25 protein-coding genes, 1 tRNA gene and 2 pseudogenes are annotated in these 24603 nt (G+C 59.6%); 9 read left to right on the top strand and 19 right to left on the bottom strand.

Features of this window, described 5'->3' with window-relative positions; translation table 11 throughout:
• Window positions 1-44: 44 nt before the first annotated feature.
• Window positions 45-572, top strand: a complete 528-nt coding sequence (locus AACY44_RS25770) for a DUF4142 domain-containing protein (RefSeq protein WP_339414968.1) — start codon at window positions 45-47, stop codon at window positions 570-572.
• A 52-nt stretch (window positions 573-624) separates the two neighbouring features.
• On the opposite strand, the gene AACY44_RS25765 is transcribed toward AACY44_RS25770, so the two are convergent.
• From AACY44_RS25765 to AACY44_RS25755, 3 genes and pseudogenes are all read right to left on the bottom strand, one after another.
• Window positions 625-1050, bottom strand: coding sequence for a low affinity iron permease family protein (locus AACY44_RS25765; RefSeq protein ID WP_339414967.1), 426 nt, complete (start codon window positions 1048-1050; stop codon window positions 625-627).
• 113 nt (window positions 1051-1163) lie between these two features.
• Window positions 1164-1664: a methylated-DNA--[protein]-cysteine S-methyltransferase gene (locus AACY44_RS25760; protein WP_065874719.1), complete on the bottom strand. Its 501-nt coding sequence runs from the start codon at window positions 1662-1664 to the stop codon at window positions 1164-1166.
• A 694-nt stretch (window positions 1665-2358) separates the two neighbouring features.
• A pseudogene (locus AACY44_RS25755) lies at window positions 2359-2966 on the bottom strand (LysR family transcriptional regulator).
• A 95-nt stretch (window positions 2967-3061) separates the two neighbouring features.
• Between AACY44_RS25755 and AACY44_RS25750 the strand changes: the two are divergent.
• Both AACY44_RS25750 and AACY44_RS25745 read left to right on the top strand, forming a co-directional pair.
• Entirely contained in the window at window positions 3062-4225 is a 1164-nt protein-coding gene (locus AACY44_RS25750; RefSeq protein WP_339414966.1) for an MFS transporter, read from the top strand.
• Window positions 4222-4682 (top strand): annotated as a pseudogene (locus AACY44_RS25745) (MFS transporter); the annotation flags it as partial. The gene AACY44_RS25750 and the pseudogene AACY44_RS25745, both read left to right, overlap by 4 nt.
• 203 nt (window positions 4683-4885) lie before the next feature.
• Here the strand turns inward: AACY44_RS25745 and AACY44_RS25740 are convergent.
• From AACY44_RS25740 to AACY44_RS25710, 7 genes are all read right to left on the bottom strand, one after another.
• Window positions 4886-5191 carry a DUF6482 family protein gene (locus AACY44_RS25740; protein ID WP_339531331.1) on the bottom strand — a complete coding sequence of 102 codons (306 nt, stop codon included), beginning with the start codon at window positions 5189-5191 and terminating at the stop codon, window positions 4886-4888.
• Window positions 5192-5214: 23 nt separating this feature from the next.
• Window positions 5215-5739 (bottom strand): DUF3833 domain-containing protein, encoded by a 525-nt coding sequence (locus tag AACY44_RS25735; RefSeq protein WP_339427818.1) that lies wholly within the window; start codon window positions 5737-5739, stop codon window positions 5215-5217.
• Between the two features lie 195 nt (window positions 5740-5934).
• Window positions 5935-6008, bottom strand: a tRNA-Gly gene (locus tag AACY44_RS25730).
• 188 nt (window positions 6009-6196) lie between these two features.
• The gene (locus AACY44_RS25725) at window positions 6197-7081 is read right to left on the bottom strand and encodes an alpha/beta fold hydrolase (protein WP_339427819.1); all 885 of its coding nucleotides are present in this window, start codon (window positions 7079-7081) and stop codon (window positions 6197-6199) included.
• A gap of 305 nt (window positions 7082-7386) precedes the next feature.
• The gene (locus tag AACY44_RS25720; RefSeq protein WP_339438010.1) at window positions 7387-8079 is read right to left on the bottom strand and encodes a 16S rRNA pseudouridine(516) synthase; all 693 of its coding nucleotides are present in this window, start codon (window positions 8077-8079) and stop codon (window positions 7387-7389) included.
• Window positions 8079-8291: a cysteine-rich CWC family protein gene (locus AACY44_RS25715; RefSeq protein ID WP_339415050.1), complete on the bottom strand. Its 213-nt coding sequence runs from the start codon at window positions 8289-8291 to the stop codon at window positions 8079-8081. Before AACY44_RS25715 ends, AACY44_RS25720 begins: the two co-directional genes overlap by 1 nt.
• A gap of 85 nt (window positions 8292-8376) precedes the next feature.
• Window positions 8377-9999: a methyl-accepting chemotaxis protein gene (locus AACY44_RS25710; RefSeq protein ID WP_339531329.1), complete on the bottom strand. Its 1623-nt coding sequence runs from the start codon at window positions 9997-9999 to the stop codon at window positions 8377-8379.
• Between the two features lie 263 nt (window positions 10000-10262).
• On the opposite strand from AACY44_RS25710, the gene AACY44_RS25705 reads away from it, so the two are divergent.
• Window positions 10263-10625: a hypothetical protein gene (locus AACY44_RS25705; RefSeq protein WP_339414961.1), complete on the top strand. Its 363-nt coding sequence runs from the start codon at window positions 10263-10265 to the stop codon at window positions 10623-10625.
• 55 nt (window positions 10626-10680) lie between these two features.
• On the opposite strand, the gene AACY44_RS25700 is transcribed toward AACY44_RS25705, so the two are convergent.
• A complete protein-coding gene (locus AACY44_RS25700; protein WP_339427820.1) occupies window positions 10681-11793 on the bottom strand; it encodes an enoyl-CoA hydratase/isomerase family protein in 1113 nt (370 codons plus the stop codon).
• A gap of 136 nt (window positions 11794-11929) precedes the next feature.
• On the opposite strand from AACY44_RS25700, the gene ung reads away from it, so the two are divergent.
• On the top strand, window positions 11930-12622 hold the full coding sequence (gene ung, locus AACY44_RS25695) for a uracil-DNA glycosylase (protein WP_339414959.1): 693 nt from the start codon (window positions 11930-11932) through the stop codon (window positions 12620-12622).
• An 11-nt stretch (window positions 12623-12633) separates the two neighbouring features.
• Here ung and AACY44_RS25690 read toward each other — a convergent pair whose 3' ends face one another.
• The 5 genes from AACY44_RS25690 to AACY44_RS25670 all read right to left on the bottom strand — a co-directional run bounded on the left by AACY44_RS25690 (window position 12634) and on the right by AACY44_RS25670 (window position 17774).
• The gene (locus tag AACY44_RS25690) at window positions 12634-13572 is read right to left on the bottom strand and encodes a YncE family protein (RefSeq protein ID WP_339414958.1); all 939 of its coding nucleotides are present in this window, start codon (window positions 13570-13572) and stop codon (window positions 12634-12636) included.
• Between the two features lie 162 nt (window positions 13573-13734).
• The gene (locus AACY44_RS25685) at window positions 13735-14763 is read right to left on the bottom strand and encodes an AbrB family transcriptional regulator (RefSeq protein ID WP_339414957.1); all 1029 of its coding nucleotides are present in this window, start codon (window positions 14761-14763) and stop codon (window positions 13735-13737) included.
• Window positions 14756-16270: a tripartite tricarboxylate transporter permease gene (locus AACY44_RS25680; protein ID WP_339414956.1), complete on the bottom strand. Its 1515-nt coding sequence runs from the start codon at window positions 16268-16270 to the stop codon at window positions 14756-14758. Before AACY44_RS25680 ends, AACY44_RS25685 begins: the two co-directional genes overlap by 8 nt.
• A 1-nt stretch (window position 16271) precedes the next feature.
• Window positions 16272-16730: a tripartite tricarboxylate transporter TctB family protein gene (locus tag AACY44_RS25675; protein WP_339414955.1), complete on the bottom strand. Its 459-nt coding sequence runs from the start codon at window positions 16728-16730 to the stop codon at window positions 16272-16274.
• A gap of 60 nt (window positions 16731-16790) precedes the next feature.
• Window positions 16791-17774, bottom strand: a complete 984-nt coding sequence (locus AACY44_RS25670) for a Bug family tripartite tricarboxylate transporter substrate binding protein (protein ID WP_339414954.1) — start codon at window positions 17772-17774, stop codon at window positions 16791-16793.
• Window positions 17775-18006: 232 nt separating this feature from the next.
• On the opposite strand from AACY44_RS25670, the gene AACY44_RS25665 reads away from it, so the two are divergent.
• Window positions 18007-18678, top strand: coding sequence for a response regulator (locus AACY44_RS25665; RefSeq protein ID WP_010212220.1), 672 nt, complete (start codon window positions 18007-18009; stop codon window positions 18676-18678).
• A complete protein-coding gene (locus tag AACY44_RS25660) occupies window positions 18671-20056 on the top strand; it encodes a sensor histidine kinase (protein WP_339414953.1) in 1386 nt (461 codons plus the stop codon). The genes AACY44_RS25665 and AACY44_RS25660 overlap by 8 nt, the downstream gene beginning before the upstream one ends.
• 3 nt (window positions 20057-20059) lie before the next feature.
• On the opposite strand, the gene AACY44_RS25655 is transcribed toward AACY44_RS25660, so the two are convergent.
• Window positions 20060-20878 (bottom strand): HDOD domain-containing protein, encoded by an 819-nt coding sequence (locus AACY44_RS25655; protein WP_339414952.1) that lies wholly within the window; start codon window positions 20876-20878, stop codon window positions 20060-20062.
• A 36-nt stretch (window positions 20879-20914) separates the two neighbouring features.
• Window positions 20915-21856 carry a CAF17-like 4Fe-4S cluster assembly/insertion protein YgfZ gene (ygfZ, locus tag AACY44_RS25650; RefSeq protein WP_339414951.1) on the bottom strand — a complete coding sequence of 314 codons (942 nt, stop codon included), beginning with the start codon at window positions 21854-21856 and terminating at the stop codon, window positions 20915-20917.
• Window positions 21857-21995: 139 nt separating this feature from the next.
• On the opposite strand from ygfZ, the gene AACY44_RS25645 reads away from it, so the two are divergent.
• Both AACY44_RS25645 and AACY44_RS25640 read left to right on the top strand, forming a co-directional pair.
• Window positions 21996-22250 (top strand): FAD assembly factor SdhE, encoded by a 255-nt coding sequence (locus AACY44_RS25645; protein WP_339414950.1) that lies wholly within the window; start codon window positions 21996-21998, stop codon window positions 22248-22250.
• Window positions 22234-22680: a hypothetical protein gene (locus AACY44_RS25640; RefSeq protein WP_339414949.1), complete on the top strand. Its 447-nt coding sequence runs from the start codon at window positions 22234-22236 to the stop codon at window positions 22678-22680. Before AACY44_RS25645 ends, AACY44_RS25640 begins: the two co-directional genes overlap by 17 nt.
• On the opposite strand, the gene nadB is transcribed toward AACY44_RS25640, so the two are convergent.
• The gene (gene nadB / locus AACY44_RS25635) at window positions 22649-24265 is read right to left on the bottom strand and encodes an L-aspartate oxidase (protein WP_339414948.1); all 1617 of its coding nucleotides are present in this window, start codon (window positions 24263-24265) and stop codon (window positions 22649-22651) included. The genes AACY44_RS25640 and nadB overlap by 32 nt on opposite strands.
• Window positions 24266-24603 lie beyond the last annotated feature (338 nt).

Raw genomic sequence — 24603 nt, 5'->3', positions numbered from 1 at the left:
GGCTGTGTTCTCCCGCACCTATTCTTGCCCTGGAGGAACCCATCATGAGCCGCATGGCTATCCGGTTACGCACCGCCAGTTTCGCGATGCTGCTGGGCCTCGGCGCCAGCAATGCTTTCGCCCAGTCGCCTGCTGAATTCATTGAGCAGGCTTCGGCCAAAGGTATGGCCGATATCGAAACCAGTCGCATGGCCCACGCCAAGACATCGTCCCAGGAAATCAAGGACTACACCATTGAGGTGATCAACGAGCGCACCCTGGCCAACCAGCATCTGGCGGCCATCGCCAAGAAGCTCGATCTGCCTGTGGCCCCGCGGGAGAAAATCGTCGATAAAGCCGAAACGCTGATGCCTGAACTCAAGGACGGCGACTCCTTTGATGCGGCCTACACCGCGCAACAGGTGAAGGAAAACGAAGACGCCATCGCCCTGTTCAAACGGGAAGGCGCGGCATCGGATGTACCTGAAATAAAAGCCTTGGTGGACGAGACGCTGCCTAAGTTGGAGGAGCGTTTGCAGAAAGCCCGTGCGTTGGCTTCGACCCATGCTAAAGGTCATCAAGGCGACGGCTGAATCCGTCACTTGAAATGAAAAACGGCGGTTGGATGTTCTCCAACCGCCGTTTTCATGCCTGGTTCAAATCAGTTTTATTCGGCCCGGCATCGTCGCCAGCATAGCCACCACTGCTGTTCAGGTTCACGGTGCCAGCCTTGCCAAGGCTGCGGTACTCCTGGCGCAGCTTTTCCAGTTCTTTACGGTCCAGGCCGTCCAGACTGAGCACAGCGTTTTGAGCATCCTTGGACACGCGTAGCAGTTCATCGATCTTGATATGCAGGATGTCGTTGTCGCGGTTCTGCGTGTTCTGGATCAGGAACACCATCAAAAACGTGATGATGGTGGTCGAGGTGTTGATGATCAGTTGCCAGGTGTCGTTGTAGTGAAAATACGGCCCGCTCAGGCTCCACGCCAGGATCAACGCCACCGCCGCGTAGAACGTGCGTGGGCTGCCCGCCCAGCGGGAGAGGGATTGGGAGACTGTGGAGAATTTCATGACCGGTTTCCTTGGTAGGGGGTGATGAAAGACTGGACCGCAGGAATTCTTTGAAATTTCTTTTTACATTTAGTCCGGTGAACAACGTTGTACGTTTTTGTCGGCGGCTGTTTTTAGAAGGCTAATTGCGCCTGGCCCGTGCCTTCCAGCGCCAGCAAATACTGCTTGGCTTGCAGCCCCCCGGCGAACCCGGTCAGCCCGCCCGACGCGCCGATGACGCGATGACAGGGTGCAATGATCGAGATCGGATTCCTGCCATTGGCAGCACCCACCGCACGTACTGCCTTTGGGTTGCCGATCTGTTGGGCAATCTGGCTGTAGCTGCGGGTTTCGCCGAAAGGAATGGTCAGCAGCGCTTGCCAGACTTGTTTCTGGAAGTCGGTGCCATCGAAGTCCAGTTCCAGCTCGAATCGGTTACGGGTACCGGCGAAGTATTCCTTGAGTTGGCGTTCGGCTTCCAACAGCACCGGGCTGTCATTGGCCTCGTGCAACTCACCCAGGCGCACACGGTTGGCGCGCTCTGTTTCCCACAGGATGGCGCCGAGTTTGCCATTGCGCGCCACCAGGGTGAGTTGGCCCACAGGGGAGGGCATGAGCTTGTATTCATAAGGCATGGGCATAATCCTTGATGCTGTATGGCGCCACTATCCGTCTTGCTAACCGTGGGGGAACCTTGTTTCTTGCGGTGTAATTCTACGCCCGCTACAAGCGCCAGTGAATCCAATTGCCCGACCCATAGACCCAGGAGACCAGGTAGACAAACCAGGCTATCGAGGGCGTTGACAGTGCGACCAGTGAGCCAAGATTGAGTAGCGCGATGATGGCCGCGCCGATTGCCAGGCCTCGACCAGCGTGCTGCCTTGCGTACCACGCGCCATAGATAGACCCGGCAACTGCCGCTATCAATACAAAACGGCCCAGGCCTATCGGGGGAATAGGCATCAGTGCGGCTAGCAATGGGATGATCAGCACCAGCCCTACGACTTTTCTAAACACCTGCGTTGACGTTTTTTGTCCGCACGGGAGCATCCTGCTTTGTCCTATTCTGGTTAAGGTTTCCCATGGTGATAGGCGAACTTTCTCGTCCCTGTAGGAATGAGCTTAATCAATGCCTCTGCTGAAGCACTTCCACGCTCCAAGCGGAGTTTTCATCGCCGGTCGATATTGCGATGGGATAGTGCATCGTTTAGCCCTCAAAAGGGTACTTACTGTAACCACCAACGTTCGGTGATCAACGCCACGATCCCCATTCGTTTTGAACGAACTTTCCGATAGCGGCGAGTGAATTAGCGTTGGAGAGTTGATGCGTTATCCAGCCCGCACCACCTCATCAATCACGCTCATAAAGGCTCGGATCGATAAGTTCTGTTTCTCCTTTCGAGTCAGCACCAACAACGGTGCATACGCATCCCCCTCCATCAACGGCCTGTACGTCACGCCTTTATTCATCAGGCTCTGCGTACACGTCGGCACCAACGCCACACCTTGCCCAGCCGCCACCAGCGCGATGATAGAGGTGATCTGCCGCCCAGTCTGCCGGAGGCGCACTCCACCAAGGTCAGCTGAACGTCGGGAAAACGCTGCGCAAACGCCTGTATCGTCTGGCTGAACAGGTCCGACAGGGCGATGGAGCTGACGTACCCCAAGGCTAGCTGCCCGGCGGTGCCCGTAGCCAGCTTGCTGGCAATCACCTGCTCCAACAAGTCGCGCGCGTAGGGCAGGAATGACCGCCCTTGAGCCGTGAGGGTGACGCTGCGGCTGGTGCGATCAAACAGCTTGAAGCCCAGCTCGGTTTCCAGCGCCGAGATCTGCCGGGTCAGCGGTGGCTGAGCCAGGTGCAGGCGAATGGCCGCGCGACCGAAGTGCAATTCTTCAGCTACCGTCAGAAAGTACCGCAGCTTGCGTAGATCGAGCATCCTGATCCTTGGGTATCGATCGGTTCGTAATCGGTATTGGTTTAAGATCCGCCGGCCATTCTATAAAGACCTCACAAAATAAAACGAGAGGTTTCATGAAACCGCGCCTGCATTGTGCCCGCCTTGCCCTGTTCCTGTGTGGCTGCGCGGCGTTCCTCAACCTCTATGCCACCCAGAGCATCCTGCAGACCTTTGCCGCGCAGTTTCAGGTCAGTGCCAGGGCGGCGGGATGGAGTATCACCGTGACGACGCTGGCCGTGGCGATCACTGCACCGTTTGTCAGCCGACTGACCGGGCGCTTTGAGCAACGCACGGTGATCAGCGTGGCGGCTTTGCTGTTGGCGGTGCCGGCGCTGATGACCGCCTACGCCGACAGTTTTGCCGAAGTGCTGGTGTGGCGGTTTGTCGAAGGCATGTTGATCCCGGTGGTGTTTGCCACCAGCGTGGCTTACATCGGCGACCGCTGGAGTGGCGGCACGGTGACGGAGGTCACCAGCCTGTATGTGGCAGGCACCGTACTGGGTGGGTTTGCCGGGCGTTTTGTCACGGGTGTGATGACTGAATACGTGGGCTGGCGCGAAGCCTTCGAGTTGCTGGCGGTGCTGAGCCTGATGGTGGGTGGGTTTATCCCGTTCTTGTTGCCGATCAGTCGTGTGCGAACGGCGAAGGTTAAAACCGCTTTCTCGGCCGTTTTTCGCAAGCCCTTGCTGGCTGCTTACGCTGTAGGTTTTTGCGTGTTGTTCTCCCAAGTCGCAGCGTTTACCTACGCCGGTTTGTACCTCGGATTACCGCCATTCAACTTGGGGCCTGCGGCGTTGGGCACGCTTTACACCGTGTTCCTGCTGGCGCTGGTCGTGATCCCCATCGCCGGTCGCCTCAGTAAAGCCCGGCCTCACGCCGAACTGCTGAGCGTGGCTGCGGTGCTGGGCATCACCGGCTCAGCGCTGACGTTAGTGCCTTCCTTGTGGTGCATCGTCGTGGGCCTGGCGCTCAGCTCCACCGGCGTATTCCTCGCCCAGGCAGCCGCCAACGCGTTCACCACCGCTACCGCCCGTGACAACAAAGCGGGCGCCGTGGGCGTGTACCTCACGTGTTATTACCTGGGCGGAAGTTGCGGTGCGATTGTGCCGGCTTTGATCTGGGAACGCTGGGGCTGGGCCGGGTGCGTGGCGCTGATTATGACCTTCCAGGTATTGACCTTGCTGATTGCCCTGACCGGTTGGAAACCCCTTAAACCTGAACCGATCCCAATACCATGAACGATACCGTCGAGGTGCCTGCTGCCGCATCATCAACCCGCCGTCGCACGCTGATCGCCGGCTGCGGTGCGCATGCCGTGCATGACGGCCTTACCGATGTCATCTACGTGCTGCTGCCGATCTGGCAGGCGCAGTTCGCGCTTTCCTACGCGTAAATCGGACTGTTACGCGGGGCCTATTCCGGGATGATGGCGGCGTCCCAGCTCATGGTCAGTCACGCCGCGAAGCGTTGGGGCGTGTACCGATGCTGGTGAGCGGCACCGTGCTTGCGGGCGAGGCTTACTTGTTGGTGGGCCAGACCCGCGGACTGGCGATGTTATTGCTGGCGCTGCTGTTGGGTGGGTTGGGCGCCAGCACCCAACAACCGCTCGCCTCCTCAATGATCAGCGACGTCTACGAGGACGGTGGTTGGATCAAGCAGGCGCTGTCTAAACACAACTTCAGCGGCGATCTTGGCGCGCGCATCGGTATAGCTGACGGGAAGCAGCACGGCGTTGCTAATCGTTGCCGCCGTGTATTTGCCACTGACCGGGTTGATGGTGATGCTGCCGGGGCCCTGCTCAATGGTGCTTGTGCGCAGGGCCGTTCGCGCACTGTATAGGCTTGCCTTCCCAGGCCGCCCATACCAAGGGGGAGGGGAGCCAAAAAATGCATAGCGCTTTAAAGAGATGAGGTCAGCGGAAACGGAATGCGCAACGCGCCAATCGGCCCTTCCCGAACACCGCACATTTCATCGTGCACGCACTGCTGCACCAGCACGCAGGGAAACGGCGGAACCCGTTGTAACAGGTCGCGCAAATGCGTGGTAGAGCCGATGCGCAGCGGCTTGGCATCATCGCCGAGCAATGTCATTTCAGCGTCATCCAGCCTGACACGCGCGATGTAGAAACCACCCTCCAGCGACAGTAACTCCAGCTCGCGAATTTCACCTTTTACCGCCAATTCAGTCAGCCTGTGCATATTCATGATTGAGCCTCACTGCGAGTTATTTATTGGCGACGAAAGAACAACGTGACCTGGCCCCATTCGACGCCGAACTTGGTCATGCTGGAGCGGTTGATCAAGGTGTTCTCGTCCATCAGGTACATCCAGTCATCAAAGCTCACCTCGTAGACCGAGCCGTCCACCGGCAGGTTGAGTCGGTAGCGCCAACGCAGTGCGTTACCCGCCACTTCGCCGATTGCCTCGCCGACCACATCACCCGCTCGGCCCTTCCAGCGTCCCGGGCCATCCGGTGTCAGTGTCCACACGCGTTGTTGACGTGTGCCATCGCTGTACAGGAAGCGTTCGTCGAGAATCAGGGCGTTCCCCTCGCGTCGGCTGGCTATGTTCACTTCAAAGCGCTTGGCGACCTCCCCGGAACGCTTTTGGAAAATCCCCCAGGCCTTGACGGGCTTGCTGAAGAAACGCTCCAAATCCAGTTGCGGCTGCTGGTCAGCGTAGTGCTCGACCTCGACGTTGGCGCAACTGCTCAAACTCAATATCAGCAACAATGAAACCAGTAGACGAGTCATTGCCCGGCTCCGTGATCGCGCGCGGCGAATTGCCAGCGTGTTGAATAGATACTTGTACAGAAATATAGATTTGTACAGGTTTGCGCGACAGGAATAACGGATACCTCAAATCGCAGGCATAAAAAAACCGGCCTTACAGGACCGGTTTTTTGTTTTCCCGTCAATAAAAGACCTGACGCGGAACGAGAATTCGTGTGGAGCGGGTAGAGGGAATCGAACCCTCGTCGGAAGCTTGGGAAGCTACTGTTCTACCATTAAACTATACCCGCTCAGAGCGGCTGACTTTGTACCAGATGTTCGCCAGGATTTGAAGTTTTTCTTCAAAAATGTGTGAGTTACAAGCGCAGTTACTGACTTGCCCGCGATACCGGCACCTCTGTGTGTCAGTCACACTTCGGTGATGCTATCGCAGGCAAGCCGGCTCCCATACAAGCTCGCGCCTACAGTGGGTCTCATTTCAGATCGCGAAGGCATGCTGCGTCTGGCCTTGGTGATACCGCAACCGGCTGACCTGCCGCTCAGGTTTCAGAAAGCCCACCACCGCATCCCGACTGTCGCGGCACGCCGCCTTGTGCTCCATATCCAGAAAATGCCCGGTCGCCTGAATGGTGCTGAAGCTGCTGTTAGCCACGTATTGACCAAATAGCTTGGCATCCTGGGCGCTGGTGTATTCGTCCCATTCGCCGTTCACAAACAACACGGGAACGGCGATTTGCCTGGCCGCTTTGACGTAACACAGCCGGTCACTGTTCAGCACGTGGCTGATGTGAAAGTGCATCTGCCCGTATTCATGCTCGGCCAGGTTGCTGACGTGTTTGTAGTTGAAGCGTTTGAACAGCGACGGCAGGTGTTTGCCGATGGTGCTGTTGACCAGATGGCCGACGCGGTCGCGGTCGAGGTTGCCGAGGTAGTCGACGCCGCGTTCAAGGTAGTCGCGCATGGGGGCGTTGATCACCGGCGAGAACGAACTGATCACGGCCTTTTCAACCCGACGAGGGCGATGGGCGAGGGCAACCAACGCGGCGGCGCCGCCCCAGGAAAATGACAATACGTGTTCGGCGGCGAAGTGGTCGATAAGCTCCAGCAGAATCTGGCCTTCGACTTCCTTTGTCAGCATCTGCTCATGGCGATTATGGATTTTGGAGCGGCCAGCGTAGGGCTGGTCGTACAAAACCACATTGAATTGCGGGTACAGGCTTTTCACGGTTTGAGCGAAGGATGCCGTGGTGGCCATGGAGCCGTTGACCAGGATGATGGTCTTTTCAGCAGCGTCCGCGCGATAGAACTCCGTGTAAACCCGATACTGACCCTGTATATCCAACACAGCGATTTCTGGCCTCATGTCGTAAGACTCCTGGCAAGCGGGTAGGGCGCGCAGGTAACTCTGCACGAGCTTTGTGACAGGTAGGCATACGCCTTGAAGTGGGAGGCCCATGTCGATCCGATGACGGCTGGCCGACGGGTGTTGTTATGGCGGGCTGTTTGCCGGGAAGGCCCGTAGATCAAGCGCGGGCGGGGCACTGTGTTTCTTGGAGGTTATAGGCGACTCGCCAGTCATATTTAAACTGGTGATCCTGATTCAAGCAGCAGAGGTTCCACCCCGCAAGGCGATGAGAAGATTTTTTGTCACCACCGGCCGAACGGTCGTCAGACTTGTCGGATTTCGTCGTCAGTCAGCGCCCGATACTCGCCTGGCGCAAGGGCAGCATCCAGCACCAAAGGGCCCATTTGCTCGCGATGCAGGCCGATCACCCTGTTATCAAAGTGCCCGAACATGCGCTTCACCTGGTGGTAGCGCCCTTCGATTATGCTGAGACGAGCGGTTCTCGGCCCAAGCAGTTCCAGCCCTGCGGGTTGCGTGGTCAGGTCTTCGAAAGCGAAATACAGGCCTTTGGCAAAGGTAATCGCGTACGCAGGGCTGATGTCTTGCTCGGTCTCCACCCGGTAGACCTTGGGCAACTTGGTTTGCGGTTGCGTCAGTCGGCGCGACCATTGGCCGTCGTTGGTGATCAGCATCAGCCCCGTCGTGTTGAAATCCAGGCGGCCGGCGATGTGCAAGTCGGCTTTGTCGGGCTCATTCAATAAATCCAGGACGGTCGGGTGTTGCGGGTCTGCCGTGGCGCTCACACAACCCTGAGGCTTATGCAGCATGAAGTAGCGTGCGGGTTTACCCGCCTGCAGCACTTCATCGTCGACGCAGACGCGGCTGAATTCGCGCACCTCATGATGAGGATCGCTGACTGCCACGCCATCGACCGACACCCGTCGTTCCACCAAGAGCAAACGCACTTGCTGGCGATTGAAGCGCGGCAGGTTACTGAGGAAACGATCAACCCGCATTACGTCGGCTCTGCCCCGCGTAATTGCTCATCCACCCTGGCACAGCGCGGGCACAAGCAGGCCTTGTTGCGCAATTCATCGGGCAGGGCCTGGAGCACGGCCGGGTCGATGGTGACGCTGTAGCACCAGCAGGCCCGGTCGACCGTACGTGGGTCAGCCAGGGTACAGTCGTTGCGGGCGCCGCAGGCAGGGCAGAGGGTTGGCGTGGTCATCGGCAGGTTCGGGCTTGGATCAGGCAAGGTTCCGGAGAATTCCGGTGTGCCTTGCACGATACAGGGCCGACCCCGCACAGGCTACTTAGAGCTGGAACTTGCTGACCAGTGCATTGAAGGACGTGGCCAGGCGCGACAGGTCCTGGCTGGCGGCATTGGTCTGGTTGGCACCGGCGGCCGTCTGGGTGGACAGGTCCTGGATATTCAGCAGGTTGCGGTCTACTTCGCGTGCCACCTGGGCCTGCTCCTCCGACGCGGAGGCGATCACCAGGTTGCGTTCATTGATCATCGCCACACTGGCGGTGATGCGTTGCAGTGCTTCACCGGCGTTTTGTGCAAGGGCCTGGGTATTGTTGGCCCAGGTCAGGCTCTTGTTCATTGCCGCGACCGCACCATCAGCGCCGACTTGCACTTCGCCAATCATTTTTTCGATGTCGACCGTGGAGATCTGAGTGCGATGCGCCAGTGCACGCACCTCATCGGCGACCACTGCAAAACCGCGACCTTGCTCGCCCGCACGGGCCGCTTCAATGGCGGCGTTGAGGGCCAGCAGGTTGGTCTGGTCGGCGATGCCACGGATCACATCGATCACCTTGCCGATTTCCCGCACTTGCCCGGCGAGATCTGCGACCGATTGCGTGGAATCGTTGATTTCACTCACCATCGAACTCATGCCGGACACGGCCTGTTCGACTTGCTGGCGACCGTCCTCGGCCTCGCTGGTGGCCTGGCGCGAAGCCTCTGAGGTCGATACGGCGTTGCTCGCCACTTCGTCTACCGCAGCGGTCATCTGGTTCACGGCCGTAGCGGCCTGTTGGATCTCATCATTCTGACGGGTCAGGCCACGGCTGCTTTCATCGGTGACCGCACTCAATTCTTCGGCGGCTGAAGCGAGCTGGTCGGAAGCGTTGGCGATTTCCATCAGGGTGCTTTTCAAGCCGCCCTGCATATCCGCCAGTGCCATCAGCAATTGCCCGGCTTCGTCGGTGCGTTCGGTGAGGATGGCCTGGGTCAGGTCGCCCTTGGCAATGCGTTGTGCGCTTTCCACAGCCTGGGCGATAGGGCGGGTGATCAGGCGGGTGATCAACACCCCAATGGTGATGGCAATGATGAAGGCCAGGACAATGCCACTGATCATCCACGCCAACGCACTGCCGCGCAGCTCATCGGCGGCGATGACGCCTTCCTTGATCTGGCGGTTATTGGATTCGATCATCACGCGGATCAACTCGCGCGCCTCACGGAAGAGTTCGTTGTTGGCGGTGTTGAGCTGGGTGCGGGCCTGTTCGACCTGGCCGCTGTCGAGCAGCGCCATGATGCGTTCGGAGCTGCTGATATAAGCGGGCCAAATCTGGTCGAGTTTATCTCCCGCTGCCCGTTCGTCATCTTCCAGCGGTGTTGCGCGGTAGGCAGCGTAAACCGCCTGGCTGTGCTTGAGTTCGTTGGCGATGTCCTGGCGCACGCGATCGCGGTCCTGGGCGGAGACGTCGCCCTTGCTTGCATCCATCAATCGGTACAGGCCCCGGTTATGCGCGACCAAGCCATTGAGGGTGGCCGCCGTATTGCTGACGGACACCAGATTGTTGGAGAACGTCTGCTCCAATGCTGTGGCGAGGCGCACCCCCCCTTTGATGCCCAGCAGGCCGACCCCGAGGGTGACCAGCGCACATAGAAGGAATGAAAGCAGCAGTTTGGTTGATATTTTCATGGGGGCGAGTTCGGTGATAGTCGCGAAAGGCGCACGGTAGAGCCTCCCTGGCTTCGCGCGATGTCATAGTAATATCATCGCAATTGGCAAAGTTTCGAGCTAGCTAAATTTACTGAAACGTTAAAGTGCGCGCAGATGTATCAAGCTGTTGCGAAAACGCACCAGATTCGGTTTTTGATGTCAGATATTTCGTCATTCAGTGAAAGCTGAATGCCGCCCTTCAGCGTCGCTGGAGGTGCTCTTCCGCGGTCCAGGAGGCCGCCATGTATCGACGACTGCTGCTCAGTGCTTTACTCGGTCTGACCCTTTCTGCCTGTGTGCCTTATTACGATGGAGGCCAGAGCTATTACCGTTCTGAGGTCTACACCTCACCGGCGCCGGTGTACTACTACGGCGGTGGCGCGGCGTATCCTTACCGCCGTGACTATTACCCTTCGCCGCGCTATTACGCGCCCCAACCGCGTTATTACTCGGCACCGCGTTATTACCAGCCTGCGCCGCGCTATTACGGGCCGCGCGCCGGTTACCGGCCTTATCCGAATCAAGGCTGGGGTAGCGACCGTTGGGGTAATGGCGGGCATGGTCGCGGTTCCGACCACGGAGGTGGTCGCGGCGGTCACCGTTGACAGACCCGCATGGCAAGCGGCGCATGAAGCGCCGCTTTTTTATGGGCGCCAATAATCAGTAATCAGACAAGTCAGCCAACGGATGGCGGCCTTCCCACGCCTTATTGAAATGCGCCTGCACCACCGTTTCTGGGACGGTATTGATATCGGGCCAATGCCAATGGGGCGTCTGGTCCTTGTCGATCAGTCGCGCACGCACGCCTTCGCTGAACTCCGGATGGCGGCAGCAATTGAGGCTAAGGGTGTATTCCATCTGGAACACTTGGGCCAGGGACAAATGCCGGGCGCGCTGGATCTGCTCCCATACCAGATGGGCGGTCAGTGGGCAGCCCTCGGTCAGCGTTTTGCCGGCACGGCTGAACAACGGATCGGCGTGCTCAAGCAGTTGGCTCAAGGCGCGCCAGGCACAGCGCACATCGCCCACGTCCAACCATTCGTCGATCTGTGCGCGCCGCGGCAGCCATTGCGCTTCGGGTTTCTGATCGACGGCTTCCTGAGCAAGCGCTTTGAGCAGGCTATTGAGTTGCACCGAGGTCTGTTCCTGCCAGTTCAGTTGCAGCAGGCCATCCAGCAGTTCGTCTTGTTGATCGTCGCGCAGGAAGCGGTCGGCCAGGCCAAGGTCCAAGGCGTCGCGACCGTTGATGTGCGCGCCGGTCAGGCCAAGGAACAAGCCGAGTTTGCCCGGCAGGCGCGACAGGAACCAGCTAGCGCCCACGTCCGGATACAAGCCGATACTGATCTCCGGCATTGCCAACCGGCTGCTCGGGGTGACGATACGCACCGACGCGCTTTGCAGCAGGCCCATGCCGCCGCCCAGTACATAACCGTGGCCCCAGCAGATCAGCGGTTTGGGGTAGGTGTGCAGGCGGTAGTCGAGGCGGTATTCCGCCGCGAAAAACTGCGCAGCCAATGGCGGCACCTCGCCGGGATGTTCACGGCAGGCCTGGGCCAGGCTGCGTACTTCGCCGCCAGCGCAAAACGCCTTGGGACCGTTGCCACGCAACAGCACACACACGATGTTTGGGTCCTTGGCCCAGGTGTCCAGGCGGTCGCCGAGGGCGAGGATCATTGGCAAGGAGAGGGCATTGAGGGACTGTTCAGCATCGAGGCTGGCGATGCCGATGCGGGCACCGTCGCTGCCGGTTAGCTCTTCGAAGTGCAGGTTCATCGTGACCTCAAGCGAGAAGGTGAAGGATCAGTATGATCGCTTAGTAAGAAAGTGCCGGTGGGGTGTCAGATCAATTGACAAGCGGAGTCGGCTTTCCTAGGGTTCGCCTCATTCTTTTTTACAAGACAATTCAACTATGACCGATGGCGACCGTATCAAACTCGAACCCAGCTGGAAACACGCCCTGCGCGATGAGTTCGATAAGCCCTACATGGTCCAATTGCGCGAGTTTCTGCGCCAGGAACATGCCGCCGGAAAAGAAATCTACCCGCCGGGCCCGCTGATTTTCAATGCGCTCAATTCCACGCCGTTGGACAAGGTCAAAGTGGTGATCCTCGGCCAGGACCCGTACCACGGTCCCGGCCAGGCTCATGGGCTGTGCTTTTCGGTGCAACCGGGCGTGCCGACGCCGCCGTCGCTGGTGAATATCTATAAAGAGCTCAAGCGCGACCTGAACATCGACATCCCCAATCATGGTTACCTGCAAAGCTGGGCTGACCAAGGGGTTTTGATGCTCAACACCACCATGACCGTGGAGCGTGCCAACGCCAACGCCCATGCGGGCAAGGGCTGGCAGTTTTTTACCGATCGGGTTATCGAAGTGGTCAGCGAACATCAGCCGCATTTGGTGTTTTTGCTGTGGGGCGCACATGCGCAGGGCAAGCAGAAGTTGGTCGATGCGACCAAGCACCTCGTGTTGACCTCGGTGCACCCGTCGCCGTTGTCGGCGTATCGCGGGTTCTTGGGTTGCGGGCATTTCAGCCGCACCAACAAGTTTCTTGAGCAGAATGGCGAGGCACCGATTGAGTGGCGGTTGCCGCTCGTCTGATCCGCGCGGTACTAAAGCCTGACCATCGAAACCGAGCCATTCTCGATATCAGCGACATATAGATTGCGGCCATCCGGGGCGACAACCATACCCCGCGGTTTGTCGAAACCTTCAATAGTGCCGGTGACGCGGTTCAGACGCGTGTCAATAATACTGATCCGACGCCCGTCTGTTTCAGAGATATACGCCATTTCGCTGAGCCGATTGAAGGCAATGGCCCAAGGCCCCTCAAGGTTGCTGATTTCTTTGCTGACGTCGGGGATCAAGGCATTGCCAACGGTCACCTTTCCACTTTCGCGGTGGGTGATGTAGAGGTTTGGATAGCGCGGGCTGTAAGCGATGGCCGTGGGGGTGCCGGCGGCGATGCCGATATACGCGGTGACATTATTGCTCGCGAGGTCGACGATGGCCCAGCCGTGACTATCCGTGGCGACGTGAGCACGCGTGTTGTCCGGTGCGATCACCACGTCTTTAGGGCCATGCACCGGTGTCTCACTCACTCGTTGATAGGTGCTGGTATCAAAGGCAACCAGTTTCGAATCGCCGTGATCAGCCACATATAATCTTGTACCCGTTGAGTTCCGCGCCATGCCATTCACCGTGATGAGCCCTGTGATGGTTTTGACTACGGTGTTATTCAGGGTTTCGATGACGTTGATGGGGGTTCCAGTCGCGACACTGTTGTCACTCACATAAACCCGGGAGTCATCCGGGCTGATTACTATCCTTATGGGAGAACCCAGGCCTGTTAGGGTCTGTATCACCCGCAGAGGTTGGGTGCCGAGGACGGTGATGGATCCCGTTGTAGCGCTTGTCACATACAGACGTGTGCCTGCACGGTTCATCACCAGGCTATTGGGGTCGCCTGGTACTGCGATGGTTTCCACAATCGCTGCAGGTTTTGCGGCGTCGTCAGAGGTCGGTGGGCGTGGCTCATTGTGTTTGGTCATGATGAGCAATTCGAGTAGGCGGAAAGGGTGCAGTCATCACGTGTACTTACGCGATCTGCACCACAGATTGAGCGCTCAGTGAGTGAGGTTGACTACCTGTGAAAAATGACAGTTCAGATGAGCGGTCATGGTTCCTGGGAGACCTTTGCACAGCGGCTCTGCTCAGGGTAGGCGGTTCCAGTGTCTGAACAGCGGCTCTGCCAAAAACAACACGAATAATAAGCGCATCACCTGCATTGCCGTCACCAGCGGCACCGACAGTTGCAGGGTCTCGGCAGTGAGGCTCATCTCGGCAATGCCGCCGGGCATCATGCCCAGGGTCAGCGAGCGCAGGTCCAGATGGGTCAGGGCGCTCAAACCCACCGCCGCGAATGTCGCCAGCGCCATGGTCAAGGCCGTGCCGATCAGGGTGCGGCCCATGAACGATGGCGCACGTCGAAAGAACTGACGATTGAAGTGGCAGCCCAAACCGCTGCCGATCAGCCATTGGCCAATCTGGCTGCCGCCGTCGGGTAGGGCGATATGCAGGTCCCAGACCACACTGGCAGTGGCGCTCACCAGCAAGGGGCCGAACAACCACGGGTTCGGCTGACGCAAACGCTGCCAGCCCCAGGCCATCAGCGCACCCATCGGAAACAGAGCTAACAACCAAGGCCAACTCACCGGTGCCGGATGAAACTGCGGCGTGCCACTTTCAAGCAAATACTTGAAGATCGCCGGCACACACAGCACCACCACCAGCACCCGCAAACTTTGCCCCGCCGCGACCCGGCTGAGCACTGCGCCATTGCGTGCGCCGAGGTTGACCATCTCACCGGAGCCACCCGGCATGCTGGAGAAAAATGCGGTGGCGCGGTCTTCACCGCTACGCCTCATCAACCACACGCCGACCACGCTCGACAGGCTGGTGACCAGCGCACCAAAAAAAATCAGCCCGAAGTGGCTCATCACCTGCTCGATCACCACCGGTGTGAAGTGCAGGCCAATGCCTATGCCCACCACCCATTGGCCGCATTTGCGCCCGCCGGGTATCTCGGCCAACTGCCAAGGCGTGAGGCAACGCACCAGAATGATCGCCAGCAACGAGCCGACCATGTACGGCAAAGGCCAGCCGACGAGGCTGGCCAGGTAACCGCCGGCCAGCCCGACCAGCGGTGTTCCCCACCAGTGTTTAAAGGTGGTCTCAGGCATCGGCCACGGCACGACGCTGCAAGGCACGTTTGCGGTAGATGCGCACCAGCGGGAGGGCCAGCATCAGCGCAGTCAGTACCCACACACCAAAGGTGATCGGGCTCGACCAGAGGATTTGCAGGTCACCGTTGGAGATCGACAACGCACGGCGTAGGTTCTGCTCCATCAAGCCGCCCAGGATAAAGCCCAGCAGCACCGGCGACAGCGGGAAGTCGAGCTTGCGCAGGATGTAACCGAAGATGCCGATACCCACCATCAGGAACAGGTCGAAGGTGGTCGCGTGAACGGCGTAGACACCAATCGCCGTGATGATCGCGATCACTGGCACCAGCGCCCAGTTTGGCACGGCCAGGATGCGCGTGAAGATGCGGATCATCGGGATGTTGAGGACCACCAGCATGATGTTGGCGATAAACAGCGAGGCGATCAGGCCCCAGACGATATCCGGTTGCTGTTGAAACAGCAGCGGGCCAGGGGTGATGTTGTACAACGACAGTGCGCCGATCATCACCGCCGTGGTGCCCGAGCCGGGTACGCCAAGCGTCAGCATCGGCACCAGCGCACCGCAGGCGGACGCTCCGATCGCGGTTTCCGGAGCGGCGAGGCCGCGCATGTCGCCCTGGCCGAATGTACCGCTGGCACCGGCCAGGCGTTTTTCGGTCATGTAGGCAACCGCCGAGGCCAAGGTCGCACCGGCACCGGGCAACACGCCCATGATGAAACCGAGCAGTCCGCAACGGATGTTTACTACAAAGACAGAAGACGCTTCCTTCAGGTTGAACATCATCCGTCCGGTCGCTTTCACAGCTTCCTGACCACGGTGGGTTTTTTCCAGCAGCAACAGGATCTCGCTGATGGAGAACAAGCCCAGCACCAACACCACAAACTGGATGCCGTCGGTGAGGTGAATGTTATCGCCGGTAAAACGGTACACACCGCTGTTGGCGTCGATGCCCACCGCCGAGAGGAACAGGCCGATCAGCGCCGCCACAAACGTCTTCAGGGGTTTATCACCCGCCATGCCGCCGAGACAGACAATCGCGAATACCATCAGTACGAAGTATTCCGCCGGGCCGAAGGCAATCGCCCATTTGGCCAGCAGCGGCGCAAACAGCACCATGCCGCAGGTAGCGATAAACGCACCGATGAATGAGCTCCAGGCCGACAACGACAGCGCTACACCCGCCAGGCCTTTGCGGGCCATCGGGTAGCCGTCGAGGGTGGTCATCACGGTGGACGCTTCGCCCGGAATGTTGAGCAGGATCGAGCTGATCCGGCCACCGTACTCGCAGCCCAGGTACACGGCTGCCAGCAGGATCAGCGCCGATTCCGGCGGCAGGCCGAGGGCGAAGGCGATCGGAATCAACAGCGCCACGCCGTTGATCGGGCCAAGGCCCGGCAACAGGCCGACCACGGTGCCGATCAGGGTGCCGCACAGCGCGGTTATCAGGTTGTAGGGGGACAGTGCAACGCCGAAGCCTTGGCCCAAGTAGCCGAAAGTATCCATATCAGTTCTCCAGAACGTCGAGCAGGCCAAGGGGCAGCGGCACATCCATGACTTTATCGAACAGCAGATAAAGCCCGACGGCCATTAGGCTGACGATCACCACACTGGGCAACCAGCGGCCGCCGTACAGGCGTGCCATCGGGATGCCGATCAGCATACTGCTGAGGATGAAGCCCAGAGGTTCGAAGGTGCCTGCGAACACGATCAACAGCGCGACGCACACGCCGATCTTGATCAAGGTGGCACGGTCCAGCGCGGGTTCTTCTTCGGTATGGCGAGTTGGCTGCGGGCGAATCAGCATGTAGATCAGCGCCAGGCTCATCAGCCCGAGCATCAGCAGCGGGAAGGCGCGTGGCCCGACTGGTTCGTATGAAAATGCGGCGTGATAGCGCCACGCCATCGCTGCGAGGCCGGCGCAGGCCAGCAGCAACACGGCGGCAAAAATGCGTTGTAAGAGCATGTTGAACTCCTGGGCCACGCCGCGTGTTTAAACGGGCGTGGCCGCGCTACAGAAGGGCGATTACTGGATCAGGCCGAACTCTTTGGCCAGCACTTTGTAGTCAGCCACCTGTTTCTTCACGTAGGTGTCCAGCTCCGGGCCGGTCATGGCAAACGGGAACAGCTCGCGCTGGTCACGCAGCTTGGCGAACTCTTCAGAGGCCAGCAGTTTGTCGAACGCGTCCTTCCACCAGGCGTAGTCGGCATCGCTGACTTTTGGCCCCAGGTAGAAACCGCGAACCACCGGCCAGACGATGTCGTAGCCTTGCTCTTTGGCGGTCGGAATATTCTTCATTTCCGGCTCATCCAGGCGCTGTTCGGAGAACACCGCCAGCAGACGCATATCGCCGCTCAAGATGTGCGGCATGGAGTCGGAGATGTCGGTGCTGCCCACTTGGATGTGGCCGCCGAGCAGAGCGGTGGCGATTTCACCGCCGCCTTCCAAGGCCACATAACGCAGCTCGCGCGGGTTGATTCCGGCGGCTCTGGCGATCAGCGCGGTTTGCATCCAGTCCTGGCTGCCCACAGTGCCGCCGGAACCGATCACTACGCTGCCTGGATCTTTCTTCAAGGCTTTGACGAGATCGTCGAGGTTCTTGTAGGGCGAATCGGCTTTCACCGCGATGGCGCCGTAGCTGGTGCCGACCGCTGCCAACCAACGCACGGCGCTTTCATCGAAGCGACCGAACTTGCCTTGGGCCAGGTTCAACAGCGAACCGCTGGACCACGCAACCAGGGTGCCGCCGTCCGCAGGGCGTTGGGCGACCACCGCGTTGTAGGCCACGGCACCGACGCCGCCAGGCATGTAGGTGACGCGCATCGGCTTGCTCAGCAGCTTCTGGTTGACCAGCGCGCTTTGCGCCAGTTTGCAAGTAAGGTCAAAGCCGCCGCCAGGCGATGCTGGGGCGATACATTCCGGGCGCTTGGGTTCATCAGCGGCTAACAGTTGGCCGGCAAACAGCATGCAGCCGGCGGCGAGTGCGAATTTACGAAGGGAAGGGGTCATGCCTGTCTCCATTATTGTTCTTATTGGGACGAAAACGCTTCGAGGCGTTTTTCGGTTGCTATCACTCAAATAGCTTGGCAGGCGTAACCTGCCGTAGCCGGATGCTAAAGCGCGAAGCTTTCACTAACCTTTCAGTCACCTTTCAATGTCTTCGGGCTTCACAGGGCAGGCGGCGCCTGTAAACTGCCCGGCAATGCGTGGTGCCGACCACGCCTGAATGAGGTAGAAATCCATGCGTGTCTTGCTGGTTGAAGACCATCTGCAACTCGCCGAAAGTGTTGCGCAAGCGCTCAAGAGCACGGGTTTGACCGTTGACGTGCTGCACGATGGGGTGGCGGCGGACCTGGCCCTGAGCAGCGAGGAATACGCGGCGGCGATACTCGATGTGGGGCTGCCACGCATGGATGGTTTCGAGGTGCTCGCGCGTTTGCGCGCCCGTGGAAAAAACCTGCCGGTGCTGATGTTGACGGCACGCAGTGATGTGAAGGACCGCGTACACGGCCTGAACCTGGGGGCTGACGACTACCTCGCCAAACCTTTCGAATTGACGGAGCTGGAGGCGCGGGTCAAGGCGTTGCTGCGGCGCAGCGTGTTGGGTGGCGAGCGTCAGCAGGCCTGCGGCGTGCTGGTCTACGACCTCGACACCCGGCGTTTCACCGTGGGTGGCGAGCTGATGACGCTTACTTCCCGTGAGCAAGCAGTGCTCGAAGCGCTGATCGCTCGCCCGGGTCGGGTGATGAGCAAGGAGCAGTTAGCCTCCCAGGTGTTCGGCCTGGATGAGGAGGCTAGTCCGGATGCCATCGAAATCTACGTGCACCGCCTGCGCAAGAAACTCGACGGCCAGCCCATCGCTATCGTGACCTTTCGTGGCCTTGGGTACTTGCTGGAAGCTCGCGATGCATAAGCCCAGCAGCTTGCGCTGGCGCCTGCTGTGGAACCTGGCGCTGCTGCTGGTGTTGTTGATGTTCGCCAGCGGCATGAGCGCCTACTGGAATGGCCGCGAGGCCGCTGATACCGCCTACGACCGCACACTGCTGGCCTCGGCGCGCACTATCGCCGCTGGCTTGACCCAAGTAGATGGCACCTTGAGCGCCAATGTGCCCTACGTCGCCCTGGACACTTTTGCCTACGACAGTGCCGGGCGGATTTATTACCAGGTCAATGACATCCACCAGCAGTTGATCTCCGGCTACGAAAACCTTCCCGGCCCACCGCCGGGCACGCCGCGCACCGATGACTATCCGGCACTGGCACGTTTCTATGACGCCGTGTATCAGGGCCAGGAAGTGCGTGTGGTGAGCCTGCTAAAGGCTGTCTCTGAACCCAACATGAATGGCATGGCGGAAATCCGCGTCGCCGAAACCGATGAAGCGCGCGTAAGCATGGCTCGCAGCCTGATGGCCGACACCTTGCTGCGCCTGGGCATGCTCGGCATCGGCGCGTTGTTGCTGGTGTGGTTTGCCGTGAGTGCGGCGTTGCGCCCATTGGAGCGTTTGCGCACGGCGGTGGAGGAGCGCCAGTCCGACGACTTGCGTCCTTTGCCGTTGGTGGAAGTGCAGCACGAGTTCGGCCCGTTAGTGCGGTCCCTCAACCACTTCACCGAGCGCCTGCGCGGCCAGTTCGAGCGCCAGGCGCAGTTTATTGCCGATGCGGCCCATGAGTTGCGTACGCCGCTGGCAGCGCTGAAGGCCCGGTTGGAACTGGGCTTGCGCGCCGAAGACCCCGCCATCTGGCGCAGTACTTTGGAATCCGCGGCCCAGGGCACTGACCGTCTGACTCATCTGGCCAATCAACTGTTGTCTCTGGCACGCATCGAAAACGGTGCCCGAGCGATTGCCGAAGGCGGCGCGCAGCTACTTGACCTTAGCCAATTGGCTCGGGAGCTGGGCATGGCCATGGCGCCGTTGGCCCACGCACGCGGCGTGGCGTTGGCGTTGGAAGCCGACGAGCCGGTGTGGTTGCGCGGTGAGCCAACGCTGTTGAATGAGCTGTTGAGCAATCTAGTGGACAATGCCTTGGCTCACACGCCGCCGGGTGGCAACGTGATCCTGCGTGTAACGGCACCGGCGGTGCTGGAAGTGGAGGATGACGGCCCCGGTATTCCGCAGGATGAGCGGGACCGGGTGTTCGAACGCTTCTACCGCCGTAGCCAACAAGGCATGGGGTCAGGCCTGGGGTTGGCGATTGTCGGTGAAATCTGCCGGGCGCATCTGGCGCAGATCAGCCTGCACGATGGCGAGCAGGCCGGGTTGAAGGTGCGGGTGAGTTTTATCGCGGGCTGATCATTAGAACATCGAGCGGGCTTCATCCAACTCGGCGCGCAAGGATTCGCTGTAGGGGTCGATGCGCAGTTTCTTGATCGCCGGCAGGGTAGAGGCCGATACGCTTGCCAGGGGGTGATCGGTGCCGCGATGGCAATACAGCACGGCGACTTGCACCACATCGATGTAGTCGAGTCTGGCCGAATCGCGTTCCAGGTCCAGGTACTGGCCGGGCAGTTTCGCCAGCATTTCCGGAAAGTCCCAGCCGCTTAGCAGTTTGTCGCCCAGTAACGGGTGGATGCTCTCGATTACATGGTTGAGGCTGACCGAGTCCGACAGCAGCTCATAGTGGTCTTCTGCGTACGTCAGGATCGGCAGCACGCCGATCTGGTGCACCAGGCCGCCGAGGGCCGCCTGGTCGGGCTTGAGCTGGCTGTGACTGCGGCATAAGGCATAGCTGACGCCCGCTACTTCGAGGCTGCGACGCCACACATCACGCATTTTCTGATCAACCACATCGGAGCGGGCGTGAAAAATCTGCTCCATGACCAGGCCGATTGCGAGGTTGCTGCTGTAGTTGGTGCCCAGCCGGGTGATGGCGGTGTGCAGGTCGGTGACTTCCTGGGTCGCACGCAACAACGGGCTGTTGACCACTTTTATCAGGCGAGCCGACAGCGCGGTATCGCGACCGATCACTTTGCTCAAGTGGCTGATGCTGATTTCCGGGTCTTCAGCGGCCTGACGAATATTCAGGGCTACTTCCGGCAATGTCGGCAGAACCAGGTCATCGTTGTCGATGGCCGTCACTAAAGCCTGTTGGACTTTTTCCGCCAGCTCGTTCATTCATGCTCTCTAGCGTGTTGCAAAAAGGTATGGCGACTAACGCTGGATCTCTCGATCACGGTCGAGTGTGTAAGGCAGGTCAAGCAGCTGTAAGGCGGGACCTTCTAGCGTGCCTAAATGCACATCGCCACTATCGGCAGCTTCGGCTTGCAATACGGCCAGAAGTTCAACGTTTTGGTCAGCTTTTGCGGCAATGACCACTTCGCCGATCGAGCTGTTATGGCTGGGAGAGAACAACGGCGTGCCTGGCTCGGGCATTTCAGCGGTATTGAGGCTCAAGCGGTACAGCCGACGTTTGAGTTTTCCCAGGTACTGCATGCGCGCTACGATTTCCTGGCCGGTGTAGCAGCCCTTCTTGAAGCTGACGGCGCCCACGGCTTGCAGGTTGAGCATCTGCGGGATGAACAGCTCGCGCGTCTGCGGCATGACCTGGCCAATGCCCGCGCGGATTTGACCCAGGAGCCAATCATTCAAATCTGTTTCTTTTAATTGCTTGGCCAGTTGCTCGTGCACGGCCTCAGCATGTTCGGTGGGTACCCAGAGTTCGGCGCGCTCAGGGGACACGCGGATGGCAATCAATGCATCGCTGCGGGCGACGCTATCGGTCTCGGCCGGCAGTTCCAGGCCTAGGCTGGCCAACGCCTGATTCGCGCTCACGAGGCCGAAACGCACCCAGGCGGCGGTTTCGTCGGTGAGCTTGGATTTGGAGAACACAGCGTACTTCTTCAGGTCTGCCAACTGCGGTTCCAGCAGCTCAGTGGCCATTGCCAGTAACACGCCGTCACCTTGCAGCAGGATGCGAAAGCTCGACTGCATACGTCCTTTTTGTGTGCAGCGCGCGCCGAGGCTGGCCTGGGTCTCGCTCAGGTAATTGAGGTTGCAGGTCAGTTGGCCCTGAAGGAATTTGGCAGCGTCGGCGCCGCGGACGGCGAGAACGCCTTCGTGGGACAGGGGGCAGAAGAAAGCAGAGTCAGCCATGGGTCATCGCAGGTCAAAAAGTCATGGGTGCATCATAGAGGGGCGCCCGGCAAATGGATAGTTTCCGTATGGGCGACCAAAGCCGACTGTTCCGGTGCCGTCGGGCCTGTATACTTGCGCTCTATTTGAGGAGCGCTTCATGGTCGAAGATGTAGAAATCAATCGTCTCTACTGGCACAGCCGTCGTGGCATGCTGGAGTTGGACGTGTTGCTGGTGCCTTTCACCAAGGATGTGTATGCGACGCTCAATAAGGTGGATCGCGACCTCTATGTCAGGCTGCTGGAATGCGAAGATCAGGACATGTTCGGCTGGTTTATGGAGCGTGCTGAATCGGAAGACCCGGAACTGCAGCGTATGGTCCGGATGATTCTGGACCGTGTTCAGCCCAAGTAATACGTTTGAATGCCGCTGGCAGGCCTCACGGCTGATGCTGGCGGCGTATCTCCTCGCCCAGCTGTTCGCGTTGGGTGCGCTTTTGTTTCTTGATCTGTCTTGTTCAAGCCTGGGCATGTTGCTGTGCCTGGCGCATGCCGCCTGGGTTTTACCGCGTCATATCCTGCTCACACACCGTTCGTCGATTCGTGGCCTGCGCCGCGACGCCGATGGCTGGCAGTTGCTCAGTGCTGAGCGAGGTTGGCACAGCGTGCAGTTGCGTCCCGACAGCTTGGCGCTGCCGCTAATCGTGGTGCTGCGCTATCGGGTGCCTGGAGCGTGGTGGGTGCGTTCTATCTGTGTGCCGTCGGATGCGCAGGTCGCCGATGTGCATCGGCGCCTGCGGGTGCGCTTGAAGTTCAGCCGCCGTAGGTGGTTGGCACCAGAATAGTGTCCCGGGCTTCGGGCAGCATCTGCGGGTAGTCCAGGGTGTAATGCAGGCCGCGGCTTTCTTTGCGCTCCATGGCCGAGCGGATCATCAACTCTGCTACCTGGGCCAGGTTGCGCAGCTCGATCAGGTCGCGGCTGACTTTGTAGTTACTGTAGAACTCCTCAATCTCATCCAGCAGCAGACGCACCCGGTGCTGCGCGCGTTGCAGGCGTTTGTTGGTGCGCACGATTCCCACGTAGTCCCACATGAAGCGGCGCAGCTCATCCCAGTTGTGCGCGATGATTACGTCTTCGTCCGAGTCGGTGACCTGGCTGGCGTCCCAACGGGGCAGGGCGGCAGGCACCGGGATGCGTTGAAGCTGCTCGAGGATGTCCGCCGCCGCGGAGCGCGCATAGACGAAACATTCGAGCAACGAATTGCTGGCCATTCGGTTGGCGCCATGCAGGCCGGTGAAGCTGGTTTCGCCAATCGCATACAGGCCGGGTACGTCGGTGCGGCCATGCCTGTCGACCATCACGCCGCCGCAGGTGTAGTGGGCGGCCGGCACCACAGGGATCGGGCCTTTGGTGATATCGATGTTGAACGCCAGGCAGCGCTCATAAACCGTGGGGAAGTGGGTCTTGATGAAGGCTTCGGGCTTGTGGCTGATATCCAGGTAGACGCAGTCGATGCCCAGGCGCTTCATTTCATGGTCGATGGCACGGGCGACGATATCGCGCGGGGCCAGCTCGGCGCGCGGGTCGAAGCGCTGCATGAAGCGTTCGCCGTTAGGCAGTTTCAAGTGTGCGCCTTCCCCGCGCAGGGCTTCGGTAATCAGGAAACTCTTGGCCTGTGGGTGATACAGGCAGGTGGGGTGGAACTGGTTGAATTCCAGGTTGGCCACCCGGCAGCCGGAGCGCCAGGCCATGGCAATACCGTCGCCGCAGGCTCCGTCCGGGTTGCTGGTATAGAGGTAGACCTTCGCTGCGCCGCCTGAGGCCAGGATGGTGAAGCGCGCGCCGTAAGTGTCGACTTCACCACTGACACGGTTGAGCACGTAGGCGCCGAGGCAGCGTTCGCCGTCCAGGCCCAAGCGTTTCTCTGTGATCAGGTCGACGGCGACGCGTTGCTCAAGCAGCTCGATATTGGGGCGCTGGCGTGCCTGGTCGAGCAGCGTCCTGAAAATGGCTGCGCCGGTGGCGTCGGCAGCGTGGATGATTCGGCGATGGCTGTGGCCACCTTCGCGGGTCAAGTGGAATTCAAAGCCGCCGTCGTCGCTGCCAGCGTGTTCGTCACGGGTGAACGGCACGCCTTGGTCGATCAGCCATTGAATCGCCTCACGGCTGTGCTCGACAGTGAAGCGCACCGCCTCTTCATTGCACAGGCCGCCGCCGGCATTGAGGGTGTCTTCGACGTGGGATTGCACCGTGTCGGTGTCGTCCAGCACGGCGGCGACACCGCCCTGGGCCCAGAACGTCGAGCCGTTTGCCAGGTCGCCTTTGCTCAGTACCGCAATACGCAGGTGGCTGGGGAGGGTCAGCGCAAGGCTCAAGCCGGCCGCGCCGCTACCGATCACCAGGACATCGTGTTGAAACTGTTGGCTCATTTAAAGGATTCCGCAAAAAGCGATCCGGGGTGGCGCAAACAGGACGCCTGGATCGGCGAATCAAAGGGTCACACGGACTACTAGTATATAGAGGGGTGGAGCGGCACAATAGTCGGGCATTCGTGGCAATATGAGATTACGGTGCACGGCTTCTGTAAAATCGGCGGGTTAGTGAGACGGGAACTTTTTGCATAAGCCTCGACTCAATAGCAGGTTGCCCGGAAGCTGGGAAACGTTGAGTTTATTGGCCCGTCGGGAGCATTGGACGCGTCAGAAAACCGGCGACAAGATTATTCGCGCAGCCGGCGTTGCCCGTGCTGCGTTTTTCGTGTGTGCCA

It is taken from the genome of Pseudomonas sp. RA_15y_Pfl1_P11, assembly GCF_963970975.1.
GTDB classification, from domain to species: domain Bacteria; phylum Pseudomonadota; class Gammaproteobacteria; order Pseudomonadales; family Pseudomonadaceae; genus Aquipseudomonas; species Aquipseudomonas tritici.
This window is presented reverse-complemented; position numbering and strand designations above follow the sequence as displayed.